This window comes from Aestuariivirga sp., from assembly GCF_037139295.1.
Classification (GTDB): Bacteria; Pseudomonadota; Alphaproteobacteria; order Rhizobiales; family Aestuariivirgaceae; genus Aestuariivirga.
In genome coordinates this window covers 23,359-30,504 of sequence record NZ_JBAXGR010000042.1, presented here as the reverse complement: position 1 = coordinate 30,504, position 7,146 = coordinate 23,359, and the positions used below count along the sequence as shown (strand labels likewise).

At 61.2% G+C, this 7,146-nt stretch carries 6 protein-coding genes; 4 read left to right on the top strand and 2 right to left on the bottom strand.

Going from position 1 to position 7,146, the window contains the following annotated elements; all coding sequences use genetic code 11:
• On the top strand, positions 1–297 hold a 297-nt coding region (locus WCJ41_RS12120; protein WP_336906083.1), incomplete at its 5' end, for a biotin transporter BioY.
• Positions 298–302: 5 nt separating this feature from the next.
• Here the strand turns inward: WCJ41_RS12120 and WCJ41_RS12115 are convergent.
• Positions 303–1,271, bottom strand: coding sequence for a helix-turn-helix domain-containing protein (locus tag WCJ41_RS12115; RefSeq protein WP_336906082.1), 969 nt, complete (start codon positions 1,269–1,271; stop codon positions 303–305).
• A 245-nt stretch (positions 1,272–1,516) separates the two neighbouring features.
• On the opposite strand from WCJ41_RS12115, the gene WCJ41_RS12110 reads away from it, so the two are divergent.
• The 3 genes from WCJ41_RS12110 (at position 1,517) to WCJ41_RS12100 (ending at position 5,699) form a co-directional block, all read left to right on the top strand.
• On the top strand, positions 1,517–3,298 hold the full coding sequence (locus tag WCJ41_RS12110) for a hydantoinase B/oxoprolinase family protein (protein ID WP_336906081.1): 1,782 nt from the start codon (positions 1,517–1,519) through the stop codon (positions 3,296–3,298).
• 17 nt (positions 3,299–3,315) lie between these two features.
• On the top strand, positions 3,316–5,400 hold the full coding sequence (locus WCJ41_RS12105) for a hydantoinase/oxoprolinase family protein (protein WP_336906080.1): 2,085 nt from the start codon (positions 3,316–3,318) through the stop codon (positions 5,398–5,400).
• Between the two features lie 107 nt (positions 5,401–5,507).
• Complete coding sequence (locus WCJ41_RS12100) at positions 5,508–5,699, top strand: hypothetical protein (protein ID WP_336906079.1); 192 nt, start codon at positions 5,508–5,510, stop codon at positions 5,697–5,699.
• 22 nt (positions 5,700–5,721) lie between these two features.
• Here the strand turns inward: WCJ41_RS12100 and WCJ41_RS12095 are convergent, their stop codons facing one another.
• Positions 5,722–6,879, bottom strand: a complete 1,158-nt coding sequence (locus tag WCJ41_RS12095) for an iron-containing alcohol dehydrogenase (RefSeq protein ID WP_336906085.1) — start codon at positions 6,877–6,879, stop codon at positions 5,722–5,724.
• Positions 6,880–7,146 lie beyond the last annotated feature (267 nt).

The window sequence follows — 7,146 nt, the reverse complement described above, 5'->3', positions numbered from 1 at the left end:
GGTATCGCTTACATAGTGGGGCCGACGGGCGGATACCTCGCTGGCTTCCTGCTGGCCGCCGTCATCGTCGGTCATCTGGCGGACAAGGGTCATGGCCGCACCATCCTTTCCGCGCTCGCCATGTTGCTGGCGGGCGAGGTGGCGATCTATGCCCTGGGCCTTGGCTGGCTGTCTGCCCTGATCGGAACGCAGAAGGCAGTTTCCGCCGGCCTCCTGCCCTTCATTCCTGCCGAAATCCTCAAGCTGACCCTTGGCACGGCTATCCTCACCGCTGCTTGGAACAAAGCGAAGAGCTGATGGTCTCAGCCGTGGGCAGGAGACTTCACTCTGGCCTGCTCACGGTATTCCTTGGGCGGAGCGCCGAAATGCGCCTTGAAGGCCCGAGAGAACTGGGCCTGGTCGCTGAAACCCCAGCGATAGGCGATCTCGGCCACCGTCTGGCGGTTGGAAGCGTCGCGCAGCGCCTCACGGCAGGCCTCCAGCCTCTGGTCGCGGATCCAGCTGCCGAGCGTCTGGTTGGTGTCGCGGAACAACTCATGCAGATAGCGGGTGGAGATGCCACAGCCGCGCGCGATGGCCTCCGGGTCCAATTCCGGATTGCCCATGTTACGGCGGACGAACGCTTCGATGCGCGTCAAATGTGCCTCGCGCACTGTGGAATTGCCGGTAGTGAGCGTTCGCTCGTCGGCCTTCAGCGCCAGCACGAGAAGGTCGATCAGCTGCTGGCCAACTGTGGAGCGGGTCTCCGGGCTCATGGCATCGAAACGGTTGGGGATCAGGTGCAGCATGTCGGTGAACAGGCCGCCCGCCCCTTCGGTGGCGTTGAACTGCAGCGAACAGAACCGGTCGGGCTGGCGGATGCGGCCACCCAGCGCCTTGGCCTCAACCTTCATCACCCACAGGTCGGCTGCCTCGGCGTGGCTGAACTCATAGGGCTCGTGGCTGCGCTCGAGGATGAAGCCGCCCGGGTTGCAGCGCACGTCCTTGCCGCATTGCGAGAAGAACACCTCGGACCGCGCAGGCACAGTGACGAGGAAATGCTCCTCGCGCTCCGCCTTGAAGTGCTGCGGCAGGCGGCGGTACTGCAGCGCCTCGGAGGTCAGGCGCGAGAGCGAGACATCGCCCAGCGTCCACAACGTCAGGTCGCCGACGAAATGGTCCGGGCTCTTGAACTGCAGGTCGAGCGGGAAATAGGCCGTCGCGATGGCATCATGCCAGTGGCGGCTGCGGTCATGGGCAGGCGTTTCGGACGTGGTAATCGTCGTCTTCATGGTCGCTTCCCGTCAACTGCCCGAAGCTTAGGCAGGGGGGCCTTGGCTTGCAACTTGTTCCTCACGCTGTGCGCCACAAGTCAAATGAGGGTGCCGAGACTGCAAAGACGTGAGGGGTCGACCACAACTAAGGTCCATGCCCGGAAAGGTGCGCAAGACATCGCGATGGGGAGGATGAGGCTCGGTCAGGGCTTGCTTCCCACTGCGCGACTGCTTGCGCTCCCCGCAACAGCGAGGACAGTATTATGGCCAAGACAGCGAAGAAACCCACCCGCAAATCGGCAGTTAAGGTGGACCCTATCACTCTCTCCGTGGTGCGCGGCGTGCTGGAGACGACGCAGCGCGAGATGACGCTGGCACTGGAGAAGACGGCGCGTTCCTCGGTGTTCAACTTGGCGCATGACTATTCGACGGCACTGTTCAACGCCAAGCCCGAGATGATCCTGCAGGGCCAGGATATCCCGATCCATCTGGGCTCGCTCATCCCCGCCATGAAGTCGGTGGCCAAGTTCTTCGAGGGCGACATCCACGAGGGCGACCTCATCCTGCACAACGACCCGGCTTTCGGCGGTAGCCACGCCATCGACACCTGCATGTACAAGCCGGTCTTCTACAAGGGAAAACTGGTCTACTGGACTGTCTGCAAGGGTCACTTGACCGACATCGGCGGCCCGGTTCCTGCCGGCTACAACCCCAATGCCAAGGACATCTACGCCGAGTGCTTGCGCATTCCGCCGGTGAAGATCTGGGACCGCGGCAAGCCGCGCAATGACGTCCTCAATATGATACTCACCAACATGCGCGCCCGGCGTGATCAGGAGGGTGACTTCAACGCGCTCATCGGCGCCTGCCAGGTGGGTGAGCGCAACCTTATCGCCATGCTGGACAAGTATGGCCAGCAGACGGTCGATACCTGCATCAACGAGCTTCTCGACATGGCCGACCGCCACATGCGCGGCCTCATCAAGACCGTACCGGACGGCACCTATGAGGGTGTCGCCATCCTCGAGGACGCAGGTCACGGCTTCGGCGACTTCGAGATCAAGGCCAAGGTGAAGATCAAGGGCGACACCTGCCACATCGCCATCACATCGCCGCCGCAGATCCCTTATTTTATCAATTCCTACGAGGGCAACTCGCATTCAGGCGTCTATCTCGGCCTGATGATGTTCGCGGCATTGCCGCCGCCCTACAATGAAGGGCTTTACCGCTGCGTCTCGCTCGATTTCGGGCCGAAGGGCACGATCTGCAATGCGCAGGAACCGGCCCCGCACATGAACTGCACCACCACGCCGATGGAGACGCTCACCGACGCGGTGCGGTTGGCCTTCGAGAAGGCCATGCCCTCCAAGGTGGCGGCGAGTTGGGGTCATGCGAACGGCCTCAACATCGCAGGCTGGGACTCGCGCACCAACGAGGAATTCGTGACCATGGTGCTCGCCACCATCATCTCGGGCGGCGGCGCCACGCCGCAGCAGGATGGCTGGCACGCGGTTGGCCCTGAATGCTGCTTCGGCGCGCTCACATCAGGTGACGTTGAACTGCTCGAGTATTCCTACCCGATCATCATCCACAAGTATTCGTTGATGACCGATTCAGGAGGGGCTGGAAAATTTAGAGGCGGCTCTGGCACCGCCTGGGAGGTGGAACCCCTTGACAAGGAGATGTTGTGCATCGGTTTCGGCGAAGGCCGCCGTATTCCCGCGATGGGCGCCGCCGGCGCCAAGTCGACGGACATCGACTCCAAGGTTGGCCGCGTGATGCTGACGCGCGGCGGAAAGCCCGAAGTCAAGCGCACCAATATCATGGAGACGATCAAACCCGGCGAGACCGTCACCAACATGAATCCCGGCGGCGGCGGCTACGGCAACCCCTTTGAACGGCCCATCGAGAAGGTGGTGTGGGACGTCAAGAATGGTCTCGTCTCGGTGAAGGGCGCCAAGGAAGATTATGGCGTGGTGATCACCAATCCTCAAACACTTGATGTCGACATGGCTGCCACCCGGCGGCTGCGGTCTGCAGCTTGAGAGAGGGAGTGAGGACCATGCGCACAACCTATCGTCTCGGCATCGATGCGGGCGGCACCTTCACGGATTTCGTCGTCGCCAACCGAAACACGGGCGACGTCAAGCTGTTCAAAGCGCTTTCGACGCCATCCGACCCTACCAAGGCCATCGAAAATGGCTTGAAACTGATCGCTGATGACTTCGGCATCACGCCATCGGATCTCGTGTCAGACTGCGACCTGTGCATCAACGGCACCACCGTTGGCCTCAATGCGCTGATCACCCACCGCGGTGGCAAGACGGGTCTCATCTGTACCTCGGGCCATGAGGACTCGATCGAGATCCGCAACGGCCACAAGGAAGACGGCTTTCGCTATGATCCGGAATATCCGGCTGCCACGATGCTGGTGCCGCGCTATCTGAGAAAGGGCGTGCGTGAGCGTGTGCTGTCTGATGGCTCGGTGCGCCTCAAGATGGAGGATGCCGATGTGCGTGCGGCCTGCGAGGCCTTCGCCAAGGAGGGCGTGGAAACTATCGCCATCTCCTTCGTCTGGTCGGTGCTCAACCCCGCGCATGAGCGCCGCGCGGCAGAGATCGTGCGCAAAATGCTGCCGAATGCGATCCTCACCGTGGGCTCGGAACTCTATCCGCAGGTGCGCGAGTACACCCGTACCTCGACGGCGGTGGTGAATGCTTACCTGGCACCCGTCATGCGCAAATACGTGAAGGCGGTGGATGCCTACTTCCGCTCGCTGGGGGCCAAGCAGCCGGTACGCTACTTCCAGTCCAACGGCGGGCTTGCCATCGGCCAGGCGATGACGGACCGTTCGGTCTATGCCATCAACTCCGGCCCGGCCTCGGCACCCCAGGCCGGCCTCTATGTCTGTGCGCCGTTCAAGAAGAAGAACGTGATCACGGTGGACATGGGCGGTACCTCCTTCGACATCACCCTGACGAAGGATGGCCAGACCAACCTCAACAAGAATATCGACTTCCTGCGCTATCGCATTGGCGTGCCGATGATCCAGGTCGAAACGCTGGGTGCGGGTGGCGGATCGATCGGATGGATTGATTCGCTGGGCCTCATCCAGGTGGGCCCGCAGTCGGCGGGCTCGGAGCCAGGCCCAGCTTGCTACGGTCAGGGTGGCACGGAGCCGACGACGTCCGATGCCAACCTCGTTCTGGGCTACCTCAATCCGGATGGCCTGCTGGGCGGCAAGCTGCCGCTGGACCTCGATAAGGCGAAGAAGGCAATTAAGACCAAGGTTGCGGACAAGCTCGGCATCTCGGTGGAGCGCGCCGCTTATGGCATGTACACCATCGTCAACAACAACATGGTGAACGGCATCCGTCGCGTTTCAGTGGAGCGTGGCTATGACCCGCGCGACTTCGTGCTGGTGGGGGCAGGCGGCGCCACAGCCGCTCACATCACCGCCCTTGCCCGGGAGATGGGCATTGATACCATCATCCTGTCGAAGCTTGCCTCGGGACTGTGCGCCTTCGGCCAGATCATCTCGGATGTGAAGTACAACTACATGGCCACCGCACCCCTGCGCCTCGACAATGCAGCGGCCTACAAGCGCATCGACACGCTCTTCGGCGAAAATGAGAAGCAGGGTGTGGCGCATCTCAAGAGCGACGGCTTCAAGACTGGGCAGATCGACATAAAGCGCAGCCTTGACATGCGTTACGTCGGCCAGGTGCACGAATGCACTGTGGACATCGGCACCTTCCCGATCAACGCGAAGACCATTGAGAAGGTGAAAGATGCCTTCCATCATCGCCATGAGGAGCTCTACACCTACTCGGAGCGCCACAATGCAGTAGAGGTGGTCAACATCGAATCGACGCTCTTCGGCCGCATCGACAAGCCCAAGGCGCCGAAACTGAAGAAGGGCGTGCCCGTTCCCAAGGCATTGAAGGGCCATCGCAAGGCTATCTTCGAGGCGTCCGGCAAGTCGACCAAGACACCAATCTATGATGGTGCCAGACTGGGCGCGGGCGCGAGCGTTTCAGGTCCCGCCATTATCGAGGAGGTGACGACCACCATCGTCATCGAGCCGGGGTGGACCGCGACGCTCGATGTCAGCGGCTCCTACGTCATCACCCACAAGAAGCGGTAGGCAGGATGAAGGCGGCCCGCAGCGCGCAGGGCGTATTTTCTTCCTACGTTGAGGCCTCGCCGCCGAAATGGTAACAAGGTGCCATGAACGGGAAAGCACCAGGGGGGATGGCAGCGCCGGCCATTGCGGCGCGGCGCAAGCTCAGGGTTCTAGGAACGGACATCACCCTCCTCGAGCCGATCCGCCGCCAGGCGGAAGCAGACCTCGGATTCGAGATATCGTTCGAATCCCATAACTTCATCAATTGCCAGCGCCGCGCGGCCCTCGCGCCGGGTGACCCGGACCCTGAGATCGAGTAACAGTGCTCTCGACATGCGATGCTCAGTACGCGGCGGTATAGATGGCGAGTGCGTCCGCCTCCGCCACCGGGCGCGGATTGTTCACCAGCAATCGGCTCTGGTTCATCGCATCGCGCGCAAGCCGTGGAAGCCAATCCTGCGGAATCTTCATGGCCTGCAAAGTTTGAGGCAGATCACAGTCACGTGAAAGGTCCGCCAGTGCCTCGCAGAACGCGGCGGCGCGTTCCTGCCCCTCGAAACGCGCGAGGTCCGGGAAAGCATGGGGCGCCATTTCCGCATAGGCATCGGGTGCCGTGACGCAATTGAAGCGCAGTACATGTGGCAGCACCAGGGCATTGGACAGTCCGTGCGGAATGTGGAAATGCCCACCCAGTGGATAGGCCAGTGCGTGAACAGCCGCGACCGGGGAATTGGCAAAGGCCTGCCCGGCGAGCATCGATCCGAGTAGCATTTCGCCCCGAGCCGCCACGTTCTTTCCGTCCTGCACGGCCGCCAGCACTGAGCGCCCCATCAGCGTCAGCGCCTGCAAAGCCAGAGTGCGGCTCACCGGATTGTTATTGGCGGAGGCGCTCGCAAAGGCTTCGATCGCATGAACCATCGCATCGATTCCAGTGGCTGCCGTCACATGTGGCGGCAGCCCATAGGTAAGTTCTGGGTCTAACAGCGCCAGATCGGGGATCAGCACCGGCGAGACAACACCCATCTTTTCGGCAGCGCCCGTGGTCACGATCGAGATGGGCGTTACTTCTGATCCCGTTCCCGAGGTCGTGGGAACAAGGATCAGCGGCAGGCGCGGACCCTTGGCGTTGCCAACGCCATAGATATTCTTCAATTTCTCTTTACCCACTGCCAGCAGCGCCACCAGTTTAGCGACATCAAGCGAGGAACCGCCACCGACACCGATGACGCCCATCGCGCCGGCATCGCGCGCAGCACCAACAGCTTTCATGATGACCGCCTCAGGCGGATCGGCTTCCACTTCGCTGAATATGTTGAAGTCCACAGATGCAGCGCGCAGTATACCTGCGACCTGCGCAATAATCCCCGTTGCCACGAGCCCGGGATCGGTAACCACCAGAACGCGCCCGCCCATTCGTACCCTGGCCAATTCGCCAAGCCGTGAAACGACGCCGTTGCCAAACTGTATGCTGGGTGTGGTGTTGAAGGAGAAGGTGGGGATCATGGTGACTCTCAACGACCGAAGGAAAGGGCAACAAGAACAGCCAGCGCGAATGATCTGCTCCCAACGAGTGGTCCGATTTGAATGTTAGTGCATAATTGGTCGCTCTGCTCCCCAGAAACTGGAGCATTTTGAACTGGAGTTTTCCGCGGTAATCTCCCTGGCTGGGAGGAGTGGAAGACGATGAAGCTTAGAAATCAACATAAACAGTCGGGTTTTGCCATTTGCAATCTTTAGTCAACACTGATTCAACGTTTGACAAGTCCC